This window comes from Pseudomonas sp. App30 (assembly GCF_047947025.1).
Taxonomy (GTDB): domain Bacteria; phylum Pseudomonadota; class Gammaproteobacteria; order Pseudomonadales; family Pseudomonadaceae; genus Aquipseudomonas.
Genome location: NZ_CP133165.1, coordinates 1,044,963 through 1,069,591, shown reverse-complemented (window position 1 = coordinate 1,069,591; position 24,629 = coordinate 1,044,963). Strand labels below are relative to the sequence as shown.

Here is a 24,629-nt window from a genome sequence, read left to right as displayed (position 1 = left end):
ATGATCCAGGTGCGCTTCTGCCTCCCGAATTAGGAGAACGTAGCCGATACATTGATCACAGAGGGCAGGGCACTGCCCACGCTGATATAATTGGGGAAGCAGCTATGCTTCCCCGTCGAGACATTGATGACCCGAGATTTGACAGAAGAAGAAATGCGGCGTGCCTTATTCGGCACTGCCGCGCCCACTATTCAACCTACGGCACCGCCACCTCCCGAGCCCGCTGTCGACTTAGTCTTCACGAAGCCGGTAGCACCGCCTGCGACCAAGAAAAAGGTGGCCAAAGCCTTCACTCCTAGGCTGCGAGTGACGCTTCGCGTCGGCAATGAGTTTGAAGGCAAAACGTTTGAGCTGATTCACGAAGCCGACACGCTTAGTAAGCTCTTGGCGGAACAAGAAGCGGTGAAGGCGGCGAGGAAGAAATACCGGTATGTAGTAGTCGTTTCAGTCAAATCCATGTAGTCGAATATTCAAAAATGCTCAGATCCCTCTCAAATTGGCTGTCAGCCAAGCTTTGGCCATCGCTCCCACTCTGCTATCACTTCTACCGGCTAGGTATTGGTGTGGCACTTCTAGCCACATTCAAGGTGGTCATTTTTCACGAAAAGACAGAATCTCCATTTCTGCTCTATCTAGGTTGCGGACTCATCTGTGCTGGATTTTGTCTGTGGCTCGCAAAGTTCGTCGCATGGGTTGTGCGCCACGAGTTCAGTCGCACAGTGATGACCTTTGTGCACGCTGGCGTGCTGCTCGCGGCCTACGTGGCGGCACGATGGGTCGTTGCGCTGGCCACCGGGCTCCCGTCCAAAGATTTCGATGGGACGATCGCTGTGTCGGCCGTCGTCTGTGCGTTGTTACTGTATGTATTGCTGTTGAGCGTCGTCTGTTTCGCTATCGCATTGGGGTGTGTGGCCGCTGTGTCGGTCTCGGAATCCGCATGGCTCGCATCAAGAATTCCAGGTGCCAAGCTAATCCGTGGTTGGATGGAGGAGCGGATGGGAGTTCTTTTCTTAGGCCAGCCAGGCTCTGCGGTAGCCAACATGTCCCTTCGATTCATGGCCCATTTTGTCGCCGGGATCTTGGTCACTGGTTTTGTCGGGCAAGGCCTGCAGATCGCCATGAATGTCACCATCAACGACACCCAGTTAATGAAGCACCTTGCCTACTACGTGGATTACCAGGTTGCCGATCGCTACCCTGGTGTTGAGGAAGGCCAGAGGTTTGTGCTCCACGATAACAATGTGATTTCGCTAGCCCGGTTGGAGAATGGAAAGGTAGAAATCGCCGTTGGCGTGATTGAGCCTCTGGCCGGGGTAACTCACCTATCGGCTTACCGCTGATCCGAATAGGGTTACTGAGGATGCTGGCTCAGTTATAGCAACTATAAGCTTTCGAGGTTTTCAAGAAAGCGGCGGTGGTTTCGGAGGGTACGTACCGTTGCGCAACGTCGATCTAGTGCGTGCCGCTGCGCGGACGGCTGTCGTTAACCAAGCCGCGGTGCGTCTTGGCCCTAGCGGGCTTCCATCCTCACGTCTGCGCGCTCCGCTTGCATTTGCGGGAAGTGAGTCTTCAAGCCGGTGAGTGCAAGCCTCGATTGCCCGAAGCCGGACGGCTGGGGAGGGCGCAATGACATCCTCAGGTTGGCTCATGCTGCCGATGAGCGGACTATTTACTCCAAAAGTGCAGACTAAAATTCTTCGTAATGCAAAGGAGGATGCCGCCATGGATGACTCAATTCGGGAGTACCGCAGCCTGCTGATCGCCCAGCACCCCGATCTCCGCGATACACTGGATATTATCTCCGATGACGAGCTGCAGATGCAGATGCAGAGCTTGTTCCGCCTTGCACAAAGTTTAGGCAAGGCGAACTCGAATATTTCCAAGGATAAGGCGATGCTCATAAGCGAGGCCGCTCTGCAACTGCAGCCTCAAACGTTGCACTGAACCAGATGGGACGTGGCCGTAGTGGTCTAATGAAACCGGACACCCATTTAGGCGAGAATGCTCGCCATAGAGAGGTGTCTGATGACCAAGCAACGTCGTACCTTTACCCCTGAGTTCAAGCGCGAGGCTGCGTGCCTGGTGCTCGACCAAGGCTACAGCCATATCGAAGCCGCCCGTTCGCTCGGATTGGTCGAATCGGCGCTTCGTCGATGGGTGAGCCAGCTTCAGCAAGAACGTGGCGGTGTTACTCCCAGCAGCAAGGCTCTGACGCCAGAGCAGCAAAAAATCCAGGAACTCGAAGCCCGTATCAATCGGCTAGAACGGGAAAAATCGATCTTAAAAAAGGCCACCGCGCTCTTGATGGCCGAGGAACACGAGCGTTCGCGTTAATCGATCAACTGCGGGCGCAAGAGCCTGTTGATCTGTTGTGCTCGGTATTTGATGTCACCCGATCTCGCTACTACGCGTACTGCCGGAAACGTCGGTATCCGGATGCTGAACGTGTAGTTTTACGCAGCCGAGTTAACGAGTTGTTTACGCAAAGCCGAAGCGCTGCGGGCAGCCGGAGCATCATGCTGATGATGAAAGAGGACGGCATGCAAATCGGGCGATTCAGGGTGCGTAGGTTGATGCGCGATCTGAACTTGATCAGCAAACAGCCGGGCTCCCATGCCTACAAAAAGGCTACCGTGGAGCGGCCTGATATCCCAAACGTGCTTGATCGCGGGTTCAGCGTGGCATCCCCGAACAAGGTCTGGTGCGGTGACATTACGTACGTCTGGGCTGAAGGCCAATGGCACTATCTGGCGGCTGTCATCGACCTTTGTGCCCGCCGTGTTGTAGGTTGGGCGTTCTCAGCCAAGCCTGATGCCGACCTGGTAATCAGGGCATTGGATATGGCCTATGAGCAGCGTGGCCGGCCTCAGAATGTGCTGTTTCACAGCGACCAGGGCAGCCAATACGGCAGCCGGAGTTTCTGACAGAGACTATGGAGATACCGCTTCACGCAGAGCATGAGTCGGCGCGGCAACTGCCACGACAACGCGCCGATGGAGCGGCTATTTCGCAGCCTGAAGACTGAATGGATACCGCCGGTGGGCTACATGAGCGCTGTGCTGGCACAGCAAGATATCAGTCGGTTTTTGATGGAGCAGTACAACTGGCGGCGACCGCATCAATTCAACGAAGGGCTACCGCCTGCAGCCGCAGAGGAAAAACTCAATTGGGAGTGTCAGAAATTTTGTGTTCGGGCATAACATGAGTAAGAGGTGCATGCATGCCAACCAAAAAGAAAACCCCGCTCCGCGAGCTACCAAAAATCCCGAAAGAGCTGCTGGAGCAGTTCGCTGACGGGCCAATGACGGCCGAAGCTATCGAGGATGCCTCTGCGGCGTTCAAGAAGGCCCTGATTGAACGAGCTTTGAGTGCCGAACTCGGCCATCACTTGGGCTATCCGCCGGGCGCGCAGCGCCCAGAGGATGAAACCAATCACCGTAACGGCAAAACCGGCAAGACGGTCTTGACCGGTGATGGGCCCATCCGACTGGAAATCCCGCGCGACCGGGACGGCACTTTCGCCCCCATTCTGATTCCCAAGCACGAGCGCCGTTACACCGGTTTCGACGACAAGATCATCGCCATGTATGCCCGTGGCATGACGGTCAGGGAAATCCGTGCGTTTCTCTCCGAGCAATACGGCACGGACGTTTCGCCTGACTTCATCAGCTCGGTAACCGACGAGGTGATGGCTGAGATCGGTGCGTGGCAACAGCGGCCCCTGGAGCCTATGTACCCGGTTATTTTCTTCGATGCGCTGCGGGTCAAAATCCGCGAAGAAGGACTGGTTCGCAACAAGACGGTCTACCTTGCGCTGGGTGTTTTGCCTGACGGAACCCGCGATATCCTGGGTATCTGGATCGAGACGACCGAGGGCGCCAAGTTCTGGATGAAGGTCTTCAACGACCTCAAGACGCGGGGCGTGGAAGATGTGCTGATCGCCGTCACCGACGGGCTCAAGGGCATGCCAGAAGCGCTGGCGGCGGTTTATCCGCAGACGACGCTGCAGACCTGCATCGTCCACTTGATCCGCAACAGCCTGGATTACGTGGCCTGGGACAAGCGACGCGAGTTGACCAAGGCGCTCAAACCCATCTACCAGGCGCTGAACGCCGAGGTAGCTGAGCAGGCGCTGAACGACTTTGAAGCCGGCCCTTGGGGCAAGCAACACCCCACCGTGGTTGCAGCCTGGCGGCGGGCGTGGGACCGGGTCATCCCGTTCTTCGTGTTCCCACCAGCCATACGGAAGGTGATCTACACCACCAACGCCATCGAGAGCATAAACTCCCAGCTGCGCAAGATTATCAAGACACGAAGCCACTTCCCTACGGACGAGGCGGCGACGAAGCTTATCTGGCTGGGATTGCGAAATATCACGGCAAACTGGGGCAATGCGGCTCAGGATTGGAAGAGTGCGATGAATCAATTCGCGATTCTGTACGGTGATCGGTTTATCAGGCCGACCTGGTAAGAGCACGGCCTGCCTGACGGCAGGCCGTTACCGGCTCGTACACAAAATATCTGACAGTCCCACTCAATTCAGTCTCCGGAATCAGTTGACAACTACAGTTTTTCAGGATTTCGGACAGAACCTAAGGCCCAATGGGCCAATCCCTCCTCGCCAAAAGCCTGCAACCCCAAGTCAGCACTCTGCACCAGCACCTGCAGCGCATGGCGCGACGCCTCAGTCCCCAGTTGGGCAAGGGCGTACGCACATTTGCGCTGACACTGCGCTGCAACACCCCAACCCGTCAGGTAGGCAGGCGGGGTCAGGGCTAGTCGTAACAGCGCCTCGCTGGCCCGTGGGTCTGCGATCACTCCAAGCTCCTGGGCAATAACTTCATGGAGCTGATGCCAAGGCTCACCCAGTAGTTCGATGAGCGCCGTGGCGGGAAGCTCGTCTAGCGCCTCGTGCAAGGCGCGGGTGCCCCGAGCCTGGATGAGGGTGGCGATTTCATGAGCATGCATGAAGATTCCGTATGGTATGGAAGAAGTGGGTGATATCGATCATCACGCTATTGCGAATCCTGTAAACAGGCCGCTTACCACACTTTCCACCAAGCCTTGCGCGCCACCGGCTGATCATGCAACCGCAAATACCACACACGCGGTTCAAGCGAATTGTCCCAAGGGCAAATTCCGACATACTCCATCAACGCCTCATACCCCAGCCGACTCGCCAGCCCATGTTCCGGCACTTCCACCTCGCGATTGCCCAGGTAGTAGATCTTCTGCCGCTCATCCTCGGGGCAATCATCTTCCTCAAGGTAAAACTCAGCTGACGCCCAGCGCGCTTCAAACGGTTTCAAAGGCCCGAATTGCTGGGCTGGGCTATCGAGGGTCTGCAGCCGTGAGCGCGTCAGCACGCCGTTCTCTATGAGCGCGTAGCCGTAGGTACCCCCAGGGTCGTACTGGCAGAACGGGACGATCATTGCAGGCAAGCCAAGGCTTCGATGCAAGTCGCGGGTGATGGCGTGCGGCTGTTCCAGAAGCGGCATGGCCAGCGCTGCGCTGCTGATCACCCAGGTATCGCCGTATTGCTCCACAAGCACCTCGTCAGCTGCTTCGGCGTCAAAGCGCGGAGGGCGTTGGGGCAGTACTTCAACGCGCTTGTTGAATACCCGGGCAATGACTTGCTCAGGGTTGAAGTCTGCCTGCGGACGACGGAATGCGATTGCAGCTTGGGAAACGCCCACTCTTGTATCCTTACAGATGGTTTGTTGAAAGTTCTACGGACGGTGTGTCGGCCCCGTTGTGGTGGGCTGGAGTGTTTTTCAATGAAAGAAAATTCATTGAAGGTTCGACCTGGTGACTTGCAGCGGCAATAGCAGTGCAGCACGCGGCAGATCGCCACGCCCGTTGAACCGCACCGCAATTGTTTGATACCGTTACCCCAGACATTGCGCTACCCAGCGCTCTGCGTAAGCGTTAACGTCAACCAACGCACACCTGGGACAGATCCGTCCCCTCGTTGTGCGTGGTTGCCATGGCTACTTATTCGCCAGCCGTTCGTGCTGGAACCTCTCTATTTACCTCCTCGTTGCTGATCGGCATCCTGCTGATCGCTGCAAACCTGCGTGCGCCCATCACATCCCTTGGCCCTGTGCTCGAGCAGGTGCAACAGCACTTCGCCCTTAGCGCTGCCGCTGCTGGCTTGCTGAACGCCTTGCCCTTGCTGATGTTTGCGTCTGCCTCGCCGCTGGCGCCCTGGCTCACGCGTCGGTTGGGGCTGGAGCAGGCGCTGTTCGGTGCGCTTTGCCTGATCGCCGCTGGCTGCCTTATTCGCTCCAGCGGCACGCTCACTGGGCTTTGGGCTGGCACGCTGCTGATCGGTGCCGGCATTGCCACGGCCAACGTGCTGGTGGTGCCACTGGTCAAGCGCGACTTCCCGGCCCAGGCCGCGTTGTGTGTCGGCCTGTATGCCGCGACCATGGCGTTGATGGCGGCACTGGCCAGCGGCGTGTCAGCGCCGTTGTCCGCGTTGACGGGCTACACCTGGAAGCTGTCCCTGGGGGTATGGTTTGCGTTGGCGCTGGTGGCCATCCTGTGCTGGCTGCCCCACCTGCGCCAGGCCCGCAGCGGTGCCAGCGCCGTGGCACCGCCGCCGCCCAAGTCGGTGTGGGGCAGTGCCATTGCCTGGCAGGTGTCGATGTTCATGGCTCTGCAGACGGTGACCTTCTACACGCTGATTGACTGGTATCCCGCCATGGCCGCCTCGGTGGGTATCGGCGCCTCCGAATCGGGTGCGCACCTCTTTGCCTATCAGGCCGTGGCGGTGCTGGCCAACCTGTCGACTGCCGTTGCCATCAAGCGCCTGCAGGACCAGCGGCTGCTGGGGTTGATTTGCTCGCTGGCGATCGTGGTAGGCATGGCGGGCTTGCTGTGGGCGCCGTCCTTGGCGTTGGTCTGGCTGGTGTTCGCCGGGGTTGGGGCTGGGATGTCGATGGTCACCTGCTTGACTCTGTTCGGCCTGCGGGTGCGTGACCATCACCAGGCCAGCGCGCTGTCGGCCATGGCGCAATGCGTGGGGTATGGGCTGGGGGCGGCGGGGCCGTTCCTGGCGGGGTGGCTGCATAGTGTTTACGGGAGCTGGCAGGTGTCGTTGTGGATGCTGTTGGCGGCGGCTTGCTTGCAGATCTTTTTTGCGGTGATGGCGGGGAGTCGGCGGTTTATCGAATAACGCAAGCGGCGGCGCTTGTGCGGCCATGCAGCAAGCTGGGGGGCACTGCATGGCCGCGGCAGTTGTTCAAGAGAACTGCTGCAAATGTAACAGCTCAGTAATGCTGTCCTGTTTCCTGTCGGACCAGCCCTTGAAGGCCATCCCGGCTGCTATCGGCAGCCGTGCCAATACGGCACAGGCCCTGTATCCTCAGCAACGTTATCGAGCCGCCTCCTTTTGCCAGGAATGCAGGCGTACAGCTCAAGGAGACGTTGATGAGCATCAAGATCGAGGCGGTCATCGCCCGAAAAATTGGCTTTGCCTCGCACCAAAACGCAGTCCCGCTGCTGCGCGAACTGACAATCAGCAATGAGGGCGATGTAGTTCGCCAAGGCCTCGTGCTCAGCCTGACCACCGATCCCGAGTTCGTTGAGCCTCGTGCCTGGCATATAGACCGTATCAACCCCGGGGATCGCCTCACGGTCAGCGACCGTGATATCAAGCTGAATGCAGGCTATCTGGCCGGCTTGAGCGAGAGCCTGGGCGCAGAAGTCGTGCTGCGCTTGTGCCAGGGTGACGAGTTGATCACCGAAGCGCGTGTGCCTACCGAACTGCTGGCACGTGCGGAGTGGGGTGGCTTGAGCGCCATGCCTGAGTTGTTGCCTGCGTTCTGCATGCCCAACGACCCGGCCGTGGACCGGGTGCTGAAGGCCGCTTCCGAGGTGTTGCGGCGGGCAGGCAAGAAAGATGGCATCGATGGGTACGAAGGCAAATCACGCTCTCGCACGTGGGAACTGGCGTCAGCGATCTGGTCGGGCGTGTGCGGCTTCAAGCTGAGCTATGCGCTCCCCCCGGCCAGCTTCGAGCAGCACGGGCAGAAGATTCGCTCGCCCAGCCAGATTCTGGAGAATGGCGTAGCCACCTGCCTGGATAGCGCCTTGCTGTTTGCTGCTGCGTTGGAACAGGGCGGGCTCAACTCGTTGCTGATCATGACCAAGGGGCATGCGTTCACCGGCGTCTGGCTGCAACCACAGGAATTCTCACAGCTGTTGACCGATGAGGCTTCGGCGGTGCGCAAGCGCATCGACCTGAAAGAACTCGTCGTCTTTGAAACCACCTTGGCGACGCAGTCGCCGTTTGCGGGTTTCAGCCATGCCGCTGCCACGGCCCAGGGCCAACTGGATGATGAACAGTTCATCATGGCCATCGATATTCACCGCGCGCGGATGCAGAAAATACGGCCACTTGCGTCCAGTGTGCCCGCGCAGGACCTTGCGGTCGAGCCAGGCCAAGAGCCTCGGCAAACGGCAATATTGGAGGACGCTCCCGCGTTGCCTGGCTTCGACGTCGATGTCGAGGTGCCAACCGGAGGCTCCGCCGGCAAACTCATCCTGTGGCAGCGCAAGTTGCTCGACCTCACCACGCGTAATCGCCTGCTGCACCTTCCAGAGAGCGCCAAAGGTATCCGGCTGGTGTGTGCCGACCCGGCAACGCTTGAAGACCTGCTGGCCAGTGGCAAGCGAATCCGCGTGGTGCCGGTACCGGATCTCAAGGTAGGTGGTCGTGACGCCGCCTTGTATGAGCAGCAGAACCGGGAGAGCCTGCTGGAAGAGGTCGCGCGCCAGGCGTTGGAGCGCGGTGAGGTGCTGGCGAGTCTGGAAAAGGCCAAGCTGGACGCCACCTTGGTCGAGCTCTATCGCAAGGCGCGGACCGACCTCGAGGAGGGCGGTGCCAATACCTTGTTCCTGGCCATTGGCTTCTTGAAGTGGAAAAAAAGCGCGGACGATCCCAAGACCTACTCGGCGCCGCTGGTGCTGTTGCCGGTAAAACTGGAGCGCAAAAGTGCGCTGTCGGGCGTGACACTGAGCATGCTGGACGAGGAGCCTCGTTTCAACCTGACACTGCTCGAGCTGTTGCGGCACGACTTTGAGTTGGTGATCCCGGGGCTTGATGGTGAACTGCCCGCCGACGAAAGCGGAATCGACGTGGCCAGCATCTGGAACATGGTGCGCCGTGCGGTGCGGGACGTGCCGGGTTTCGAGGTAGTTACCGAGGTGGTGCTGGGGACCTTCTCGTTCGCCAAATACCTGATGTGGAAAGACCTCGCCGCCCACTCTGCGCAGTTGATGCAAAGCCCCATGGTCAAGCATTTGCTGGAGCGGGCTCCAGGCGGTGAGGGACTGGGCGGTGGCGATGACTTCCCACGCCCCGAGCAGCTGGACACCGTCGTGACCCCGGCGCAGTTGTTTACGCCGTTGCCTGCGGACTCCTCGCAGTTGGCGGCGGTTGTTGCGTCAGCAGGCCACCACAGTTTTGTCCTCGACGGCCCTCCCGGCACGGGTAAATCTCAGACGATTGCCAACATGATTGCGCAAAACCTGGCAGTAGGGCGCCGAGTTCTGTTTGTGGCAGAAAAGCGCGCAGCGTTGGAAGTGGTATATCGACGCTTGGCAGAAAAGGGCCTGGGGGAGTTTTGCCTCGAGCTGCATTCGAGCAAGGCGTCGAAAGTCGAGGTGCTCAAGCAGCTCGATCGCGCCTGGGATGTTCGCGATACCCTGACCGCCGAGGAATGGGCGCGGGAAGCCGGCCGCCTGCAGGTCCTGCGCTCGCGGTTGAACCAGGTGGTCGAAGTGTTGCACCGCCGGCACGCCAACGGTCTTTCCCTGCACCAGGCCATTGGCCGGGTAGTACGCGACCACAACAGCGCCACGCCAACACTGCAATGGCCCGAAGGCACCGAGCATGATGCGGCGCACTATGAAGCGCTGCAGGATCTTGCTCGTCGTCTGGGCTTGAATGGGGTCGCGGCCCGGGATTTGGCCCTGGCGTTCGGTGGTTTGGCGCAAACGCAGTGGTCCAATGCCTGGCAGTCGCAGATAGCCGCGTGCGCGCGTGATGTGCCGGTTGCGCTGGATGCCCTGAGCGAGGCGTGTGATCGATTGCTGGCGCTGACGAACATTTCCGTGCCACGCACCGAGGCAGCGCATTTCCAGCACTTAACGCTGTTGGCTGCGCTGCTTGCCAAATGTCACGGGATGAACCTGGCCTTCGCGTTCGTGCCGGATGCCCAGGCGCGCATTGACTCTGTGCGCCGCGCTTGTGATCTGCTCGATCGATATGCAGCGTTGGACCAGACCCTGTCCGTAAACTACGCCGACGAAGCCTGCCGTCGGGTGCCAGTAGAGGAGGTCGGTGCAGCTTGGCAGGAGGCTTCGGGCAAGTTCTGGTTCCTGGCATCGATCGCCCGGAAGAAAGTCGCCAAGCGCCTGGCCGCCCTGGGCGGGGCAAGCGAGTTGCCGGATACCCCCAGGGACCTGGAAGTCTTCAAGCAGCAGCGCGCGCTTCTGGCAGAACTGGATGGCCTGGCTGCTGACCTGCAGCCGATCCCTGGTTGGCAGGGGACCAAAAGCGATAGCGGCCGAATGGCTCAAGCCGCAACGTTGGCGGAGCAGTTGCGCGGCAGGATCAGCGCCCTGGCCGAGTCACCCGATGTGCTGATCTCGTTGCGTGGGGCTGTCCAGCGCCTGGTAGTCGACGCCAATGAAATGCTGGGCCCCGATACCCAGATTGCTGTTGCTACCGCTGCGTTGCAGCGCGCGCATTGCAGGTACGAAGAGGTCTCGAGCCAGTTCAGTGCCCTGGCCGTGGCGAAAAGCACAGCCCTGTCCTCCATCGGCAGCCTGCGCGATGCCTCCCGTCAGGTTGCAGGCCAGGAGGGCCAACTCAAGGCCTGGTGTGACTGGTGTCGCGTGAAAGAACAGGCCGATGAAGCGGGACTGGCCTCCATCGCCATCGCGCTGGAGCATGGCGTTCTAGCGCCTTCTGCCGCCATTGACGCTTTCCAGACAGCCTATGCGCATTGGTTTGCAACCCATGGCATCGACAATGAGCCGTTGTTGCGCACCTTCGTTGCGGCCGAGCACATGAGTGACATCGCTGCGTTCAGCCAGCTTGATGACGAGCTGAGCAGACTCACTGTGCGCTACATCCGCGCGAAACTGTGTGGGCAGATTCCGTCCAAGAATGACGTAACCAAAAGCAGCGGCTTCGGCACCCTCAAGCATGAGCTGCAGAAGTCCCGTCGTCACAAGCCGGTTCGCCAACTGGCCATCGAGATGGGCGATGCGCTGAACCGATTGGCGCCGTGCATGTTGATGAGCCCGCTGTCGATTGCTCAATTCCTGCCGGCGGACCTGCCGCCGTTTGACCTCGTCATTTTTGACGAGGCTTCGCAAATCGCGCCTTGGGACGCTGTCGGCTCCATCGCTCGCGGCAAGCAGGTCATTATCGCCGGCGACCCCCGGCAGATGCCGCCCACCAATTTCTTCAACCGGGGCGCCAACGCTGCGGATGACGATACCGCAGAGGATATGGAAAGCATCCTGGATGAGTGCCTGGGGGCAGGGGTGCCAAGCCACAGCCTTAGCTGGCACTACCGCAGCCGGCATGAAAGCCTGATTGCGTTTTCCAACCATCGCTATTACGACAGCAATCTCATCACGTTCCCAGCCGCGGAGACCCGCGCGAGTGCGGTCGAGTGGCGCCGCGTGGAGGGCACCTATGCCAAGGGCAAAGGCCGGTACAACCAGGCCGAAGCGGAAGCCATCGTCAAAGAGACGGTAAAACGGCTGACCGACCCTGCGTTCGTCGCAGCCGGGCATACCATCGGTATCATTACCCTCAACTCGGACCAGCAGAAACTGATCAACGATTTACTCGATGCCGCCCGGGCGCAGCACCCACAGATCGAGCCATTCTTCCAAGACACCCAGACGGAGCCGGTAGTGGTCAAGAACCTGGAGACGGTCCAGGGCGATGAGCGCGACCTGATCATGCTGGGCATCGGCTACGGCCCCACTGAGGCGGGTGCGCCGACCATGTCGATGAATTTCGGGCCGCTCAACAAAGATGGCGGCTGGCGCCGCCTGAATGTGGCCATTACCCGGTCGCGGCGCGAGATGTTGGTGTTCTCGTCGTTTGACCCTTCCATGATCGATCTCAACCGCACCAACGCGCGCGCGGTTCGGGACCTCAAGCATTTCATCGAGTTTGCGCAACGGGGGCCAAGGGCACTTGCCGAGGCCGTGCAGGGTTCCGTTGGCAGCTATGATTCGCCGTTCGAAGAGGCCGTAGCGCAGGGGTTGAGGCGTCTGGGCTGGCAGGTTGTACCTCAGATCGGCGTATCCCGGTTCCGCATTGACCTGGGCATCGTGCACCCTGATCGTCCCGGGGATTACCTGGCGGGTGTCGAGTGCGATGGGGCCACCTACCACAGCGCCGCGACCGCCAGGGACCGGGACAAGGTAAGGGGTGCCATCCTGCGCGGCCTGGGATGGAGCTTGCTCCGCTTGTGGTCCACGGACTGGTGGGTCGACAAGGAAGGGGCGCTTCAACGCCTGCACGCGTCGTTGAACGAGCTGTTGGAGGGCTCGCGCGTCAGGCCGCAAGCCGTTGCGGAGGCTGATCCATCACCGTCCGAGATGCTGATAGAGTTCCCAGCCGCGGCTGAGGTGGCGCAAGCATCTTCGCAGCAGCCTGCCCCCGAGCCAGCAGCCGAGGCACCTGATACCTCAGAGCTGCGCATCGCCCGGGCTTCCTCTGCGGGCCCTGCATTGGCTGCCCAGCGCGGTGAGTATCGGATCGCCGACCTTTCCTCTCTCGCGCCACTGATCGAGGCCGAGCAGTTCCATCAACCGGCCTATGTACCCGTATTAAGCCAGATCATTGCCGAGGTCCTGCGCCAGGAGGCGCCGATGCTCGACGCGGTGTTGGTGCAACGTGTCGCTCGCGCCCATGGCTTCCAGCGTTCCGGGCGGCTTATCCGGGACCGTGTCCTTGATCTCGCTGAGCAGCACCACCACGTGCAAGTCACGGGTGCGGACGAGGCATTTATCTGGTGCGCCGAGTCAGACATTGCAAGCTGGTCGACCTGCCGGGTGCCAGCGTCAGACGCAGATGGCCGCTCTATAGAGGAGATTGCTGCTGAGGAGCTCCGTATCGCCGCGGCGCTGATCGATGGCGGCGATCCGGCGCTCGAGGTTGCGCGGTTGATGGGGGTCAAGCGGTTGACGGCACCGGCGCGGGAGCGTCTGGGGCGAATCCTGGGCGCGTGATCTGGAGGGCATCAAGGCTCCCGTTTGGCTGGGGAGCCTTGATGCCTGCATTCGCGGCGCTCACATCTGACCCGCAGGTTCGGTACTTAACCTCCCCTCACAACCAATGCCACAACCGGCTCCAGAACCCCCGGTCCAGATCAGCCTTGCACCCCGCATACTGCTGCGCGTACATCTGCGAACGGGCCTGCACCTTGCCCGCCACCGCCGGCAGCCACGCCTTGCTGGCGTAGGTGCGCTGCCGGTAGCCGCCCCAGCCCTCGTGGTAGTTCAGGTACTGGTCATAGGCGTCCCACTTGGACACGCCGTTGATGGTGTAGGTCTTGTCCATGTACCAGCCGACGAAATCGATGGCGTCGTCGAAGTCCTTGCGGCTGGCGCCGCTGTGGCCGGTGCTTTTGCGGTAGTCGTTCCAGCCTTCGTCCTTGGCCTGGGCGTAGCCGGCGGCGGTGGTCACGCGGCCCCAGGGGATCACCCACAACAGGTATTTGCGCGGCGCCTTGGCGTCCTGATGGAACGCCGATTCCTGGTACATGATGGCGAAGGGCACCTGAATCGGCACGCCCCAGCGCTGCTGGGTGGCCTTGGCGGCGTCGTACCAGCTGTCCTTTTCGCGGAAGATGCCGCAGATGTCATCCGGGGTGCGGGGCGGGGAAACGCTGCATGCGGCCAGGAAAGAGGTGAGTAATAAAAGTCCTGCGGCTTTGCCAGTGCTCATTGGGCATCCGTTCGATACGCGTAAAAAGCGCCGATTTTACCCCCGCAACGTCGGTGATGGCGATATAGCAGCGCCGCCGCTGCCGTCAGGGCGCGGCGACGCAGCGGGCTACCTGACGGCGATCAGCGCATCGACCAGGCCCTTGGCGCCTTCGATGTGGTGCAGCGCCGACCAGGCCAGGCCTTTTTCAACGCCGTCGCCGTCGGTGAGCTCGTAGGCCGAGTCGTACGCGCAGCGCAGCAAATGCGCCAGGTGGCACAGCGTGTCTTCCAGGCTGATGCCTGGGTTCACGCTGAAGAAGGGTTGCTGCTGGGAGTCGCGCATGCCGAAGGGCAGGGCGGTGGTTACCAGAAAGTCGCTCATGATCAAATTCCCTGTGAATACATCCTTGTGGCCGCCCGGCCGAGAGGTGGGGCGGTGCGGTGATGGGGGGATTTGTTGCAGGGTGGATCGGGGGTGGGTTTGACCATGATGAAGCTCCGGGTGTGTTGAAGGAGCTATCACCCACTGTGACCAAACAAATGGGTGGCAGCCATGCGAGGGTTGGTCAACCGGGACACCAGGAACCCGGCGCATCCGGAGATGCCCCGCGCACAGCTGCCATAAAACATCGTGCTTGCAGCGAGGCGAGCACAAAAATGGCGACGCTAATGCGCCTGGGTTCTCGGGTGACCAAACCCGTTCGTTCGTGTGGAACGACGTCGGGAGGTTAGTTACCAAGGGAAGGAGGCGCAAGCGTGAAAATGTAAGCTGATTATTCGATTATCACAGGAGTTGTAGGATTTTTCCTAGGAAATTTCCTATAGCTTTTGTTTCTGGAAATGTGTGTGCGAGGTTTAGGTCAAGCCACAACCCGTCTGTTGCATCTTCGTGGCGATTAATAGTTAATATTGTTATTCAATATAACAACAAGAGGTCGCCCCATGAACCTACGCAAACAACTGCCCATCCTGGCCATGACGGCCTGCGCCAGCCTGACCCAAGCCGCCACCTACGACCCACCACCGTTCAAGCTGGAACCGCTGGCGCGTTTCAGCGTTGATCTGGTGGCGCCTATCTGGGAGCTGGGCGCCACCAGCGGCCAGGGCAACCGGCGCATCATCCCCATCACCGGCGGCCACTTCGAAGGGCCGCGGCTCAAGGGCACCATTCTCGACAACGGCGCGGACTGGCAGGTGGTCACGCCCGACGGCGTGGCCGTTATCGACACCCGCTACCTGCTGCAGACCGACGACGGCGCCTTGATCTACCTGCGCACCGAGGGCTACCGGTTCGGGCCGGCCGAGGTGATGAAAAAGGTCGCGGCAGGGGAGGATGTTGACCCGGGCCAGTACCAGTTTCGGATTACGCTGAGGTTCGAGACGTCGGCGCCACGGTACGCGTGGCTCAACCGCACGATCGGGGTGGGCAGCGCCATGCGGCTTGGCAATGCGGTGGTCTACGACGCGTTCGAACTGAAATAGCTTTCAAATGATTAATTGCATTAATTGATTAGGGCGTGCCGGCAACTGTCTTGAAATGGCACCGTCTGCATCGCGATCTTCGGGGTATCCCCAATCGCGTAGCAGCTGCCGAAGGCTGCGTCCGGGTGCCACCGGGGTTTGTCTGGACAACCGCGGTGCCTGGGGACGCGGCCTTTGGCCGCTGCTACAGGGGTTCAGCTGTTGAGCGACATGGGGCGGTCGCCGCCCGGTGGCAAGCCGAATAGCTTGCGCACGGCGTTAAGGAAGGCGCCGTAGGGGCGCCCCAGCAACAACATCATCAACGCCGCGCCAAGCGTGCCGCGCACCACGCCACCCGCCGAGGCGCCACTGGTGGCAATGATTGCGGCGTAGATAGGCACCTGGAAACTGACCAGGGCAAGGCTGTCCCACAGCACCTTGGACGCACGCCCCGGGCCGGCAAGGGTCATCAACCGGTCGCGCCACAGGCCGTAAGGCCGCGCGACGGGCACCATCAGGGCCGCGCCCAGTAGCCGCGCGTGCAGCACTTGTTCCCACGTCATGCCGGCAATGAAGCGTTCATTGATGATGCCGGTGGTGGTGAAGAACAGGATCAAGGCCGTGGTGTCCGCAAGGAACCCAGCCTTGCGTGCGGTTCGCTGGAGGTGTCGAGGCACAGGGGCTCCTGGAATATCGCATTTCAAATAATGACCCCGCCAACGTCCCTGCGGTTCGCCAAGGCCCAGCCGGCCCCGGCAGGTTGCTTTCGCTTTTCGAATCAGGATTACTGGGGACTTCTCCTGCCCTGAGGTGGTCCGCGATGTTCGACCTGGCTTCCATCGTGACGTATGTCGCTGTCGTCATTGGCCTGTTCCTGATCCCCGGCCCCGCCGTGTTGCTGGTGCTGACCCGCACCCTGCAAGGCGGGCGCCCCGCGGGCATGGCCACGGGGCTGGGCATCGCTGCAGGCGACCTGATACATACCTTGAGCGCTGCGCTGGGCCTGTCGGCCATCCTCATGACCTCGGCGCTGGCGTTCACCGTCGTCAAAGTGGCCGGCGCCTGCTACCTGATCTACCTGGGCGTTACCGCCTTCTTCGCCAAGGCAAGTGCCACGCGGGTCACCCAACTGCCCACTGTCTCGCCCGGCCAGGCCTTCGCCCAGGCGGTGGGGGCGGAAGTGTTGAACCCGAAAACCGCGATCTTCTTCCTGGCGTTCCTGCCCCAGTTCGTTCACCCAGCCTCGGGCTCTTCGCTGGCGCAGTTTGCGGTGCTTGGCTTGATCTTCTCGGGGCTCAGCGCGCTGTATACCAGCCTGCTCGTATTGGCCATTGGTCCGTTGAGCCGCTGGGCCAAGGGGCTCGCCAGGCTGCGGCAGTGGGAGGGCAAATTCATTGGCACGGTGTTTATTGCGTTGGGGGTGAAGGTTGCGTTCCAGCAGCGGTAGGTGGTGCCGCCCACGCAAATAATTCCCCATGGCGTCACCGCGGCGGGTGCCAACCAGGTCCTCAAGTTGGCACCCAGGCGGCCGAGAATATTTCATGCCTGACACAAAGTGCCTACTATTGTGTCGACAATGAAAATAACTCCGTCGCCTCGACAGGGAAGCCGCATGATCATCCACAACAACTCGTCCAACACCGCCGCGGCCGCCTACGCCAGCCAGGCCACGCGCAGCACCAGCGCTTCCAGCTCCACCGCGCAAGCCACAGCCAGCAGCGCCCAGCACGCCGGCAACGCCGTGAGCCTGTCCGGCACCTCGGCCGACTACAGCCACGCCATCGCCAGTTATTCCGCCTATTTTCCCGTGCGCGAGGGCATGGCGGCCGACGCCCTGGCCCTGGGCGTTTCCCAGCCTGGCGCGGTGTCCAGCTCCAAGGGCCTGAGTTTTGCCGACGTGGCCACCGACGCCCGCAAGCGCCTGGACGAGAAGTACGCGCTGATGACCAAAAGCGGCAAGCCCTACGATGGCAGTGACACCGACCGCAACTCGGCGATGGGCGACCTCGACCGCCGCTCGCTGTACGCCGTGGCGACCAATAAGGACGGGCACTTCAGTACCCAGGAGCAAACCGCAGCCAAGGCGCTGATGACGCAGCAGGGGCGGTTGGCCACGGGGTATTACAGCGGCCCGGCCGACCAGGCGAAAAACTTCACCGACCCTTACGCGAAGGACCCGGTGGGCCGCGCCAAGGCGGCGCTGGCGTTCCTGGACAATGTGAGCGTGGAGGAAAAGTCGGCCTCCGGTTGGCTGGTGCAGCACCAAACGTTGAGCCAGGCCCTGACGCAGGCGGGCAGCGCCGCCGGCGGCTCGACGGCGACTACGGGGAAGGGGCATTTCCACAACCTGGCGGAGATATTGGCAGGCACCGATACCTCCGGAAGCTAACCACGTAGCAGCTGCCGCAGGCGGCGTCCTGCAACCACGGTGCGCCAGGTGAAACGCGCCGGCTGCTGACGCGGCCTGGTGGCCGCTGCTACAGGCATGGTAACTAGCTAAGCAAGTTAGTTATATGTTAGCTTGGCTTCATCGCAGCCGCGCCCCTTGCCCACCGGACACCCCGCGCATGAAGCCATCCCCAGCCCAAGACCCCCGTACCCTGCAGATCGCCAACGACCCCCTGGGCCAACAGCTGCAGCAGATAGCCATCCTCACCCGCGCCGCCGCCGGTAACCTGGCGGCCACCCTGGGCATCAACCAGACCGACATGGCCGCCCTCGAACACCTGATCACCGACGGGCCCTTGCCGCCCACCGAACTGGCCGCGCGGCTGGCGGTGACCACCGCCGGCATTACCCAGGTCATCGACCGGCTGGTGCGGGCCGGGCACGTGGTGCGCCAGCGCCAGCTCGATGACAAACGCCGGGTGCTGGTGTGCCCGGTGCCGGCGTCGGTGGCGCTGGCCTATCGGCATATCTCGCCCATGCTCACGGGCTTGAGCAGCGTGCTGCATGGCCTCGACAGCGGTGACCGTAGCGTGATCGAAGCCTTTCTGGGGCAGGTGATCGGCGTCTATCGCAGCAGCCTGCCACGCGGCCACCACGCCTGATGAAAACTCAAAAGATTCTGGTGACCGGCGCAAGCATTGCGGGGCCAACCCTGGCGTACTGGCTGGCGCGCCAGGGCATGGACGTGACCGTGGTGGAGAGGGCGCCTGCCTTCCGCGATGGCGGGCAGACCATTGACGTGCGCGGCGCCGGCCGCACGGTGGTGCAGCGCATGGGGCTGGAGGCGCAGGTGCGGGCGCACACCACCGCAGAGCAGGGCATCGCCTTCGTTGACCGCGCCAACCACACCCAGGCGTTCATCGGCGTAGGCGCGTTTGACGGCAAGGGCCCGATAGCCGAGCTGGAAATCCTGCGTGGCGAACTCGCCAAGCTGTTGATCCAGCACAGCCAGGATCAGGTCACCTATCGTTTTGGCGACAGCATTGAACGGCTGGTGGATGACGGCGAGCAGGTGCACGTGCATTTTGCCCAAGGCGCGGAACAAGCCTACGACCTGGTGATCGTGGCCGAGGGTATCGGTTCGACCACGCGCAACCAGGTGTTTGGCGACGAGGTCACGCGCCGCTCCCTGGACCTGTACACGGCCTATTTCACCGTGCCGTGGCAACCCAGCGATGGCCAGGTAATGCGCTGGTACAACCTGCCGGGCGGCCGCTGCGTGTGCCTGCGCCCGGACAACCTAGGCACCACGCGCGCCTTCCTGTCCTTCCAGCAGCCGCCCAGTGGCTACGAGAAACTCGCCCAGGCCGAGCAGAAAGCCTTGCTCAGGCAATTGTTCGCCGGCGCCGGCTGGGAGACGCCGCGCGTGCTGGCTGCACTGGACGATGCGCCCGACCTTTACCTGGAAGCCGTGGGCCAGGTGAAACTGCCCCGCTGGAGCAAAGGCCGCGTCGCGCTGGTGGGCGACGCTGCCTATTGCGCGTCGCCCATCAGTGGCATGGGCACCAGCCTGGGCCTGAGCGGCGCCTATGTGCTGGCCGGCGAGCTGGGGCGTCACGCCGACCACGCCCAGGCGTTCGCGGCGTATGAGGCCTTGATGCGGCCTTATGTGGCGCAGGCGCAAAGCGTGCCCACATTCGCCCCCCGGCTGGCCTCGCCGCATTCGCGGGCGGGCATCGCGGTGGGGCATGCGCTGTTGCGGTTGGCGACCTTGCCGGGGTTCAAGGGCGTTTTCAGCAAGCTCCTGTCGCCGAAGGCGGATGCCATCGAGTTGCCGAACTACGAACCTTAAGTGCGCAATGGCGGTTCGTCCTGGGCCTGTCATCGCTTGGCTATGCTGTGTGTCTACTCGTCATGCAAGGAAGCGCCGGGATGCCAGCGCAGGTTCGATCGACATTGCCGTTCAGGCCTTATCTCTGGATAAGCATCGCCCTGTTCTTTCCCGCGCTTGCCTTGCCGGCTTACTACCAAGGCACCAAGGTCGTCTACGGTGTCGAAACGGCCGCACTAGGGTGGCTCGGGTTTATCGACGGGCACTTCTCCTGGTTCGCCAACCCTCTTTACCTCGGGGCTGTGCTGCTGTCTCTCGCCAACCCGCACCGCGCATTACGCTGGGCGGTGGTGGCGTTGGTCCTGGCCTGCACGTTCATGTTCCGCAGCGGCATTATCTATGACGAAGCTCACGGGGACGGGGCGATATCCGGCCTGGGTTGGGGTTACTTCTGTTGGCTGATGGCGATGCTGTTCGCCGTCCTAGGGCTGGCACGGCCTTCCTGGCCTGGTTACCTGAAGCCGGCCTGGCTGGAGGTGGCTGTGCTGGCGGCTGCGTTGCTGGCGTTTAACTTCTATTGGTTCCATCACCCCACGGGCTATTGGCAACAAAAGTCGAAGCTGGAGCACTTCATGGCCATCAACTGTGGTGAAGCAAAACAGATGATCGAGCATACGCTGCCAGAAGTGAGGCTGTTGTACATGCCTGAAGGAAACTCTTCGTTGTCGAGTTATCTACTTACTCACACAGACCTTCAGGAAATTCAGACGCAACGCACGTCGCGCCCAGGCGTGAAAGTACTCCGTGGGCCAGACGTTCATGAAGCAGAAAAACTGGACAGCCCGACGGCCAGGTATCAATACGACGTCAACACCCAGTTCCCTGTTGCCGCCAGCGGTGCGTGGGCTTCGCGTGCGCGGATAGTCGACCGAGAGACGGGGGAAGAGGTCGCGTCGAGTACTTCGTATGGTTACCTGCCCATCGGCGGTAGCGCCGAAGTGGCCTGTGGGGAGCCAGCGGGGCCCCCGTTCATCGTCAAGGTGCTGTCGCTCAGGTTACTCACTGAGCAAGAGACTACCGAGCGCGTGATGAACGCTCGCAAGGCTGTCAGAGCACCCGCCCTCTGAAGGGAAATGTTCTGCCACGGGCTATTGGGGCGGCTGTGACGCGGCCTGGCGGCCGCTGCTACGCAGAGCGTGTGGGCACACCTCAAGGCTCAAGCACACAGTGATGAGTCGCCTGTTCATCCACCACCGCCTGAAAGCCGCAGGCACTATAGAAGGCTGCGCCGCTGGAGGAATCGGTGGACAGGCGCACCTCGCGGAAGTGTCGAGCGGCATGGGCAACCAGCTGCTCGACCAGGCGCCTGCCCAGGTTCCGGCCCCTGAACGCCCGGGCAACGAACACCCGACGCAGCCTGCCGACGTCAGGCGCTGCGAATGGGTCTTGGGTAAGGCCGCCAATCGCCACCAACTGGCCCTCCATAAAAGCCGCCATGAGGCATTCGCCGGGCCGGTTGAAGCGATTGGCGCCGGACTGCCATTCGGCAACCAGGCGCGTGAGAAACCTGAAGCCCTCGGCGGTGGCCTCTTTCTCCAAAACCGCGATGTTCTCGGGCAGTGCTGTTATGGAATGTATTGCTGGCTGATTCATTTGATGCCCTCCGTGAACGTCAGTTGACCCGCTTGAGCCGCAATCCCACCCCCACCCCCAGCAACGCCAGCCCACCACCCACCGCATGATAGGCATGCAACTGCTCGCCCAATACCCCACACGCCACCACGGCCACTAACACCGGTACCAGGTTCAGGTACAACGACGCCTTCGGCGCCCCCAAGTGGCGAACCCCCTTCATCCAGAAAAACGGTGCGCCGATCGACGCGGCGATACCCGCGTACAAAATCAGCGGTGCGTTGCTGGCGGTTATTGGTGAGATAGGGCTCATCAGCCAGACCGGCAACGTCACCAGCACGCCGAAGCCGACCTGCACCTGCAGTTGCTGCCAGGTTGAAAGGGGCAATGCCCAGCGTTTGAGCAGCAGGCCGTACAACGCATTGGCGAAGAGGGCGACCAGCATCAGGGCATCGCCCGGCGTGAGGCTTTGCTGGAACAGGCGCATGGGGTGCCCCTGGCTGGTCAACCAGAACAGCCCCGCCAGCGATATCAGCGCCCCGGCAAGTGTGCGTGCCGGTACGGCCTCGCGTGCGATGGCGCAGGCCAGCAGCGCTGACATCAGCGGCGCCAGCGAGACCAGCACGCCCATGTTGATTGCCGAGGTGGTCAGTGCTGCCTGGTACGCCAGCCCTTGATAGACCGCCATGCCGAGCACGCCCAACACCATCAGCTTGGACCAGTGCCGGGCCACCACCTGGCGGTTGCGCCACACGCCTTTGCCGGCAAACAGGCTGAGCAGCGCAAACGCCAGCAGCCAGCGGTAGAACACAATCGAGGCTGGCTGAATGGCCACTGCGGCGGCCTTGGTGACGATGGTGTTGCCGGACCAGAGGACCACGGCGCACAGCGGTGCAAGTGAGGAGGTCAAGAGCGCCGCGATGGGCGCTTGGCGTGATACGGGGAGGCTGGGCGAGTCAGGCATGGCGGGCACCTTGTCAGGAATGAGTTCGGTGGATTTTTGCGGCACCTCTTGATTAAATAAATTGCAACGATAGCAACCTATGCATGCGCTATTTGCAGCAGATGCCTGGCGATACCTGTCTTAAGGTGCAGTTCCACCATGAAGAACCTCGATCTCAACCACTTGATTGACCTGGACGCGTTGCTCAACGAGGGCAGCGTTGCTGGTGCGGCCAGGCGCCTGAATCTGAGCGCCCCGGCGATGAGTCGTCGCCTCGCGCATCTGCGCCACGCCTTGGGTGATCCGTTGTTTGTGCCGGCAGGGCGAGGCCTGGTGCCCACCCAGCGGGCGCTGGATTTGCGGGAGCGGGTGCGGACCTTGATCGAAGAGGTGCGGGGTATCCTCGCGCCGCCGGATATCGAGCTTGCCCAAGTCGAGCGGACCTTCACTCTGCGTACCAGCGATGGCGTGATCGGGACCTGGGCGGCGGCGCTGTGCGCCCGGCTGCTGGAGCAGGCGCCGGGGATTACCCTGCGTTTCGTGTTGCGCCCACAGCAAAGCATGGAGGCGTTGCGCAGCGGCGAGGTGGACCTGGACCTGGGAGTGCTCGATGGCGACGCGCCGGAGATCAAGACCCGAACCCTACTGAGGACACAGTTCATGGGCGTGGTCAGGGCGGATCACCCGCTGGTCCCGCTTGAGCACATCGGTGTCGAGCAGTTCATTGCCTGGCCGCACGTCAACGCCTCACGGCGTGGTGTGGCCGATGGCCCTATCGATCATGGACTTGCGGCGGTCAACGCCAAGCGGCGCGTGGCCCTTGTGGTGCCGTCGTTTCAGGCGGCCTTGGCCATGGCCATGAGCTCGGATTTCATCGCCGCCATACCGGAGCCATTTGCCCGCTGGAGTCCTCACTCCAACCAGTTGCATGTGTTTGCGCTGCCAGTGGCCACGCCGCAGGTCAGTATCGCCATGAGCTGGCATCCCCGGCACGACGCCGAACCTGTGCACCGATGGCTGCGCGAGCAAGTCAGGCAGACGACCGCCAGTGTCTTCACCCCCCAATCTCATCCATGAAATCCGCCAGGAATGACTCCAGCCGCCCATGGCGCACCGTAGCCAGGCGGGCGCCCTCGGCTGTCTGGAAGCCGACCGCGAGCGTCAGCAGCTTGGTGTGGAAATGCTCGATGGCAAACTGCTTGTCCTGGTAGTCGCGATCTGCAGCCGTGGGGTTGGTGAAATCGTACAGCGCCGAGCCCATGCGCCCGGCAACGTAGAAACAGCGCGCCACGCCCACCATGCCAATGGCGTCCAGGCGGTCGCTGTCCTGCAGTATCTTCGCCTCCAGGGTCTGGGGCGCGACGCCTGCCGAGAAGCTGTGGGCCTGCACGGCATGGGCAACCTGTTCGACCCGGCTGGGCTTCCAGCCCCTATCCGTCAGGATCGAAGCGGCCTTTTCGGCCGAAAGCGTCGAGGCCTGGGCCCGCAAGGGCGAGTCCTTCTCGACCGCCACGCAATCGTGCAGCAGCGTGGCGGCCAGCAGCACCTCCAGGTCGCCGCCTTCGCACTGCTGGATGCGCCGGACGTTGGACCATACCCGCTGAAGGTGCGACAGGTCGTGGGAGCCGTCGTGGGTGGGGACGGGTAGACAGGCCAGGAGGTCGCTGGCCAGGGCGTGGTAGGGGGCGAAGGGTGGGTTGGGCATGGGTTTGGCTCGGGGGGGGGGGCGTATGGGTAGCGGTCGTTATCCAGTGATGGCCTTGGCCATCTCCGACGTCCCCACCCAGCCTATCTGCTCATACACAGGCTTTCCAACCTGGGTGGCGTGCAGTACGGCAAAGCTGATACCCCGCCTGGCGAACTCGGCCTCGGCGAGTTGCATCAGGGTAGAAGCCAGGCCACGACGGCGGTAGGCGGGCTCCACGAAGACATTGAGCACATACCCGCGCTTGTCCAGGGTGGGGTGGGCCGGGTGGGGCGGCCAATCGATGCTCATTAGGCCAATGGTCGCAACAGCCTGGTCGGCATCGCAGAGCGCGAAGCCATAGTACCGACCGTCATCCAACCGCTCTTTCAGCCATGGGCGAAAGTGCTCAGTCATTACGCGCAATTTCTCAGCATCTTCGCCAGCTTCGAGAAACATTGTCTGGCGGTGCAAGGCAATCGTCTCGGCGTCATCTGGCCCAAGAGGCCGGCATTGCAGCCCGGTTGATTCGCTACGTCCCTGTGGTGGCTTCATCGCTGTCCCGTCGATGGTGAGTGTCGAAGACAAGCAGGCTATGGCATTTGCCAGCGCTGTGGCAAGGCTGAGCAAAGAGCGCGAAGCAACCACGCCTCTATAGGCCCCGCCTATGCAAGACACTGGAAACCCACCGTTCATCTCGCTCTACACCGAGCGCCACA

At 61.7% G+C, this 24,629-nt stretch carries 22 protein-coding genes and 1 pseudogene; 14 read left to right on the top strand and 9 right to left on the bottom strand.

Translation table 11 applies throughout. From position 1 onward, the window contains the following. Nucleotides 1–126 precede the first annotated feature (126 nt). From RAM80_RS04680 to RAM80_RS04660, 5 genes and pseudogenes are all read left to right on the top strand, one after another. On the top strand, nucleotides 127–462 hold the full coding sequence (locus RAM80_RS04680) for a hypothetical protein (RefSeq protein WP_416425070.1): 336 nt from the start codon (nucleotides 127–129) through the stop codon (nucleotides 460–462). Between the two features lie 101 nt (nucleotides 463–563). Beyond that, nucleotides 564–1,340, top strand: coding sequence for a hypothetical protein (locus RAM80_RS04675; RefSeq protein ID WP_416425069.1), 777 nt, complete (start codon nucleotides 564–566; stop codon nucleotides 1,338–1,340). A 286-nt stretch (nucleotides 1,341–1,626) separates the two neighbouring features. After that, nucleotides 1,627–1,944, top strand: a complete 318-nt coding sequence (locus RAM80_RS04670) for a hypothetical protein (protein WP_416425068.1) — start codon at nucleotides 1,627–1,629, stop codon at nucleotides 1,942–1,944. An 81-nt stretch (nucleotides 1,945–2,025) separates the two neighbouring features. Then, a pseudogene (locus RAM80_RS04665) lies at nucleotides 2,026–3,200 on the top strand (IS3 family transposase). Between the two features lie 20 nt (nucleotides 3,201–3,220). Further along, a complete protein-coding gene (locus RAM80_RS04660; protein ID WP_416425067.1) occupies nucleotides 3,221–4,471 on the top strand; it encodes an IS256 family transposase in 1,251 nt (416 codons plus the stop codon). A 92-nt stretch (nucleotides 4,472–4,563) separates the two neighbouring features. Here the strand turns inward: RAM80_RS04660 and RAM80_RS04655 are convergent, their stop codons facing one another. Further along, complete coding sequence (locus RAM80_RS04655; RefSeq protein WP_416425066.1) at nucleotides 4,564–4,968, bottom strand: hypothetical protein; 405 nt, start codon at nucleotides 4,966–4,968, stop codon at nucleotides 4,564–4,566. 74 nt (nucleotides 4,969–5,042) lie between these two features. Then, complete coding sequence (locus RAM80_RS04650; RefSeq protein ID WP_416425065.1) at nucleotides 5,043–5,696, bottom strand: hypothetical protein; 654 nt, start codon at nucleotides 5,694–5,696, stop codon at nucleotides 5,043–5,045. Between the two features lie 290 nt (nucleotides 5,697–5,986). On the opposite strand from RAM80_RS04650, the gene RAM80_RS04645 reads away from it, so the two are divergent. Continuing rightward, nucleotides 5,987–7,180, top strand: coding sequence for an MFS transporter (locus RAM80_RS04645; RefSeq protein WP_416425064.1), 1,194 nt, complete (start codon nucleotides 5,987–5,989; stop codon nucleotides 7,178–7,180). Between the two features lie 254 nt (nucleotides 7,181–7,434). Further along, nucleotides 7,435–13,272, top strand: a complete 5,838-nt coding sequence (locus RAM80_RS04640; protein ID WP_416425063.1) for a DUF3320 domain-containing protein — start codon at nucleotides 7,435–7,437, stop codon at nucleotides 13,270–13,272. A gap of 97 nt (nucleotides 13,273–13,369) precedes the next feature. On the opposite strand, the gene RAM80_RS04635 is transcribed toward RAM80_RS04640, so the two are convergent. Both RAM80_RS04635 and RAM80_RS04630 read right to left on the bottom strand, forming a co-directional pair. Further along, nucleotides 13,370–13,990 carry a transglycosylase SLT domain-containing protein gene (locus tag RAM80_RS04635; protein ID WP_416425062.1) on the bottom strand — a complete coding sequence of 207 codons (621 nt, stop codon included), beginning with the start codon at nucleotides 13,988–13,990 and terminating at the stop codon, nucleotides 13,370–13,372. 108 nt (nucleotides 13,991–14,098) lie between these two features. Next, complete coding sequence (locus RAM80_RS04630; protein WP_416425061.1) at nucleotides 14,099–14,353, bottom strand: DUF3077 domain-containing protein; 255 nt, start codon at nucleotides 14,351–14,353, stop codon at nucleotides 14,099–14,101. Nucleotides 14,354–14,913: 560 nt separating this feature from the next. Here RAM80_RS04630 and RAM80_RS04625 point away from each other — a divergent pair. Continuing rightward, nucleotides 14,914–15,453, top strand: coding sequence for a DUF3237 domain-containing protein (locus RAM80_RS04625; RefSeq protein ID WP_416425060.1), 540 nt, complete (start codon nucleotides 14,914–14,916; stop codon nucleotides 15,451–15,453). Nucleotides 15,454–15,647: 194 nt separating this feature from the next. Here the strand turns inward: RAM80_RS04625 and alaE are convergent, their stop codons facing one another. Then, entirely contained in the window at nucleotides 15,648–16,109 is a 462-nt protein-coding gene (alaE, locus tag RAM80_RS04620) for an L-alanine exporter AlaE (protein WP_416425059.1), read from the bottom strand. Nucleotides 16,110–16,252: 143 nt separating this feature from the next. Here alaE and RAM80_RS04615 point away from each other — a divergent pair, with 143 nt between their 5' ends. The 5 genes from RAM80_RS04615 to RAM80_RS04595 all read left to right on the top strand — a co-directional run bounded on the left by RAM80_RS04615 (nucleotide 16,253) and on the right by RAM80_RS04595 (nucleotide 20,778). Then, nucleotides 16,253–16,879 carry a LysE family translocator gene (locus RAM80_RS04615; protein WP_416425058.1) on the top strand — a complete coding sequence of 209 codons (627 nt, stop codon included), beginning with the start codon at nucleotides 16,253–16,255 and terminating at the stop codon, nucleotides 16,877–16,879. 165 nt (nucleotides 16,880–17,044) lie between these two features. After that, a complete protein-coding gene (locus tag RAM80_RS04610; RefSeq protein ID WP_416425057.1) occupies nucleotides 17,045–17,821 on the top strand; it encodes a hypothetical protein in 777 nt (258 codons plus the stop codon). A gap of 178 nt (nucleotides 17,822–17,999) precedes the next feature. Then, complete coding sequence (locus RAM80_RS04605) at nucleotides 18,000–18,482, top strand: MarR family winged helix-turn-helix transcriptional regulator (RefSeq protein WP_416425056.1); 483 nt, start codon at nucleotides 18,000–18,002, stop codon at nucleotides 18,480–18,482. Next, nucleotides 18,482–19,672, top strand: coding sequence for an FAD-dependent monooxygenase (locus RAM80_RS04600; protein ID WP_416425055.1), 1,191 nt, complete (start codon nucleotides 18,482–18,484; stop codon nucleotides 19,670–19,672). The genes RAM80_RS04605 and RAM80_RS04600 overlap by 1 nt, the downstream gene beginning before the upstream one ends. Before the next feature lie 80 nt (nucleotides 19,673–19,752). After that, nucleotides 19,753–20,778 carry a hypothetical protein gene (locus tag RAM80_RS04595; RefSeq protein ID WP_416425054.1) on the top strand — a complete coding sequence of 342 codons (1,026 nt, stop codon included), beginning with the start codon at nucleotides 19,753–19,755 and terminating at the stop codon, nucleotides 20,776–20,778. Between the two features lie 82 nt (nucleotides 20,779–20,860). On the opposite strand, the gene RAM80_RS04590 is transcribed toward RAM80_RS04595, so the two are convergent. After that, nucleotides 20,861–21,304, bottom strand: a complete 444-nt coding sequence (locus RAM80_RS04590) for a GNAT family N-acetyltransferase (RefSeq protein WP_416425053.1) — start codon at nucleotides 21,302–21,304, stop codon at nucleotides 20,861–20,863. Between the two features lie 19 nt (nucleotides 21,305–21,323). Then, nucleotides 21,324–22,193: a DMT family transporter gene (locus tag RAM80_RS04585; protein ID WP_416425052.1), complete on the bottom strand. Its 870-nt coding sequence runs from the start codon at nucleotides 22,191–22,193 to the stop codon at nucleotides 21,324–21,326. Between the two features lie 192 nt (nucleotides 22,194–22,385). Between RAM80_RS04585 and RAM80_RS04580 the strand changes: the two genes are divergently transcribed. Then, entirely contained in the window at nucleotides 22,386–23,303 is a 918-nt protein-coding gene (locus RAM80_RS04580) for a LysR family transcriptional regulator (RefSeq protein ID WP_416425051.1), read from the top strand. Here the strand turns inward: RAM80_RS04580 and RAM80_RS04575 are convergent. Then, nucleotides 23,281–23,931 (bottom strand): HD domain-containing protein, encoded by a 651-nt coding sequence (locus RAM80_RS04575; protein ID WP_416425050.1) that lies wholly within the window; start codon nucleotides 23,929–23,931, stop codon nucleotides 23,281–23,283. The genes RAM80_RS04580 and RAM80_RS04575 overlap by 23 nt on opposite strands. Nucleotides 23,932–23,970: 39 nt before the next feature. Further along, on the bottom strand, nucleotides 23,971–24,465 hold the full coding sequence (locus RAM80_RS04570; protein ID WP_416425049.1) for a GNAT family N-acetyltransferase: 495 nt from the start codon (nucleotides 24,463–24,465) through the stop codon (nucleotides 23,971–23,973). Nucleotides 24,466–24,629 lie beyond the last annotated feature (164 nt).